The 2,610-nt window shown below is 55.7% G+C and carries 3 protein-coding genes; all 3 read left to right on the forward strand.

What is annotated here, in order from left to right:
* On the forward strand, positions 1–804 hold an 804-nt coding region (locus AC2VLY_RS14505), incomplete at its 5' end, for a hypothetical protein (protein WP_486892150.1).
* A gap of 13 nt (positions 805–817) precedes the next feature.
* Complete coding sequence (locus AC2VLY_RS14510; RefSeq protein WP_486922525.1) at positions 818–1,912, forward strand: type IV pilus twitching motility protein PilT; 1,095 nt, start codon at positions 818–820, stop codon at positions 1,910–1,912.
* 162 nt (positions 1,913–2,074) lie between these two features.
* Positions 2,075–2,610 (forward strand): type II secretion system protein (locus tag AC2VLY_RS14515; protein ID WP_486922526.1); only part of this gene is annotated, 536 nt, incomplete at its 3' end.

Here is a 2,610-nt window from a genome sequence, read left to right on the forward strand (position 1 = left end):
GTCGCGGAGATTCTGTATGTCCTGGTCCTGAAGATTTTCCTTTACGCCGTCGGTTCGGTTATTTCGGCACGGCTTGATGATTTCATCCATCAACGGCTTAAACAGACGCAGACGATATGGCTCGACCTTGCTGAACAACAATTGCAGGGGTGGTACGCCCAAAACGCGGCCTGGCTGGATGCCGGGGGGAATGGTTCGGCGCCCCCCATCAGCGCGTCCGGAATACTCAGCGCGGCGGGAGTGCAACCTCTGTGGAATGCGCAGTTGTTTGTTTCTGATGCCACCTGCCAGTCTGCTGCACAGGGGAGTTTGTGTTATCGCTCCCTTTGGCTGGCGATACCGTCTATGGCGGGTACCGCACCTACCTTACAGAACGGCGTATTTGTTCCCAATGGCGCCCGCTATGTTTCGGTTTCCGGCCAGGCCATCGAAACCCGCTTGTACAACGCGGCACTGCATCAGGTGAAGCGCATGGGTACGTTGCTGGAATCGGGCTTTGCCGCATCGGAATCTTCGGGCGCATTGCATAACGATGACCTGGACTGGTTTGCCCCTGAAGGGTGTACGAACGGGAACGGGGACGGCCCGTTTGCCTGCAGTAATGGGGGATGGATTTCCTGGGCTGATTATACGCAGGGCAGTGGATTGGCGGGTACGCAAAACAAAAATCCGTGGGGATACGCGGTCGAGGTCAATAATTCTGGCGGTGAGGCCAGTGATACCGCGACCCCGTATTCCGTAGAACTCTCCAGTCCCTTGCCATGGGGCGGAGCCATAACTTCTTTGGTAGCACAACCTTTTTAATGAGGAGCAAACGATGGCAGCTTTTGTGGAATGGTTTGAAAAGGGCAAAGCGGATTTGGTCGGTAACTGGTCGGACCTTTTTCTGAAAGAGGGACGTATTCCGAAATTCGCGGATGCTTCTGGGCACGTCGTTCCTATCCCGGGTGCCCCTGTGGTGAAACGAGCCGATTTTGAGCAGATTCTGGCCGCACAAACGCGCAAGGATTTCCGCTTTGTCATGGAGGATATGCATGGTTCGGAAGGCCCGCGTGAACTGGATTATGCGGCCAGTCTTTTCGGACTGCGTTTTCGCTGCAATCAGTTCCATTACTCGGGCGGCGTGAATGCACTGGTGATGCGCAAGCTGAATGAGCAGATACCCGAGTTTTCGACGCTGGGTTTACCCATGGAAGTCGCCTTGCCGTTTTTCTCCCGGTCTGCCGGCCTCATTATTTTTGCCGGCGCAACCGGCTCTGGAAAGAGCACCAGTCAGGCTTCCGGATTGATCGCACAGCTGCATCGTGCCATTCATATTCTCACCATTGAGGATCCCGTCGAATATCTCATCCCGGTTGATCAGAATGCGGAGGTGACGCAGCGCGAAGTCGGCGTCGATAGTCGGTCTTTCGACATGGCAATTCGCGCCGCCCTGCGCGAAAAACCCAACATTATTATGGTCGGCGAATTGCGGGATGCGGAAACCATTGAGGCGGCCACCATCGCCGCCAACTCGGGTCACCTGGTTCTGGCCACCACCCATGCATCGACTGCTTCAGAGGCTATTCGCCGGATTCTGGAAAGTGTTCCCTCGGAAAACCGGGCGGGATTACAAAACATTCTGGCGGATTCTCTGGTAGCGGTCATTGCACAGAAGTTACTCCCCCGCGCTGACCGACCGGGGAAAGTGCTGGCCTATGAAATCATGACCGCGACCAGTGCCGTGCGGGCCGATATTGTGACGGGCCGCTACGCCAATTTGCCGACACAAATTCAACAGGGGCGCGAGGAGGGGATGAACTTGATGGAAGAATGCATCAAGGACCTGTATCGGGCCTCCAGAATCACGGAAGAAACGGCTTATGCATTTGCGCCGAGTCCCGACCGGTTACGGAAAATTATGGAGTATTGATTAATGACGGCGCCAGACAGACACCTGCAGCACCGCCCTATGTGGTTATCCATAGGGGCTCTTTGCTCAAAAGCAGACCCCTTGGCAGGGTGCAAGCCCTTGGCAGGGCGCAGCGCAAAACGGATGGAGTCCGGTGCGTCGGCACGTCTGGTAGCGTCTCAAATGGACAGACGAGCGCGGGGCTTTACGCTCATCGAGATGCTCTTTGCCATCTTTATTTTTACGCTATTGCTGGGGGTCCTGGCTCCCGTATTTATGCAGGCGCTCCATGCGTCCCAGGAAACCGCCACAGAAGCCCGGATGCAGGAGCTCTCCAAAGGTACCAAGGCCGCCTATACCAAGGATGCCATGGTGGTGGATACCACCGATGACAATGGTGCCCTGGTGTTTACCGCTGGTCACTCCCAGTGGATTGGGAATGGCCCCAATGGGATTAATACCGATGTTTTGACGGATGGTACGGAGACCGTCACGCCGACCCAAGCCTACAAGCCAGGGCAACCGCAAAAGATCCAGCCGGGTTTTTATGCCATAGCCGGCGCTGCAGGTAATTCTCCGCTTCATCTGGCTACAGACGGTTTTGGCCAGCCGGTATGGGTGTATGTCAGCCCGGAGATGGAAGCCCAGTATGATGGGTACCCCCTGTACTTCCATGATGTCGGTTTTCTTTCTACCAATGGATTACCTGCCGGCATCAC

This window comes from Acidithiobacillus sp. TH-A36 (assembly GCF_057473445.1).

Bases quoted from the DNA above. Each gene is read 5' to 3' on its own strand.
- AC2VLY_RS14510 (WP_486922525.1), top strand. From the start codon at position 818: ATGGCAGCTTTTGTGGAATGGTTTGAAAAGGGCAAAGCGGATTTGGTC.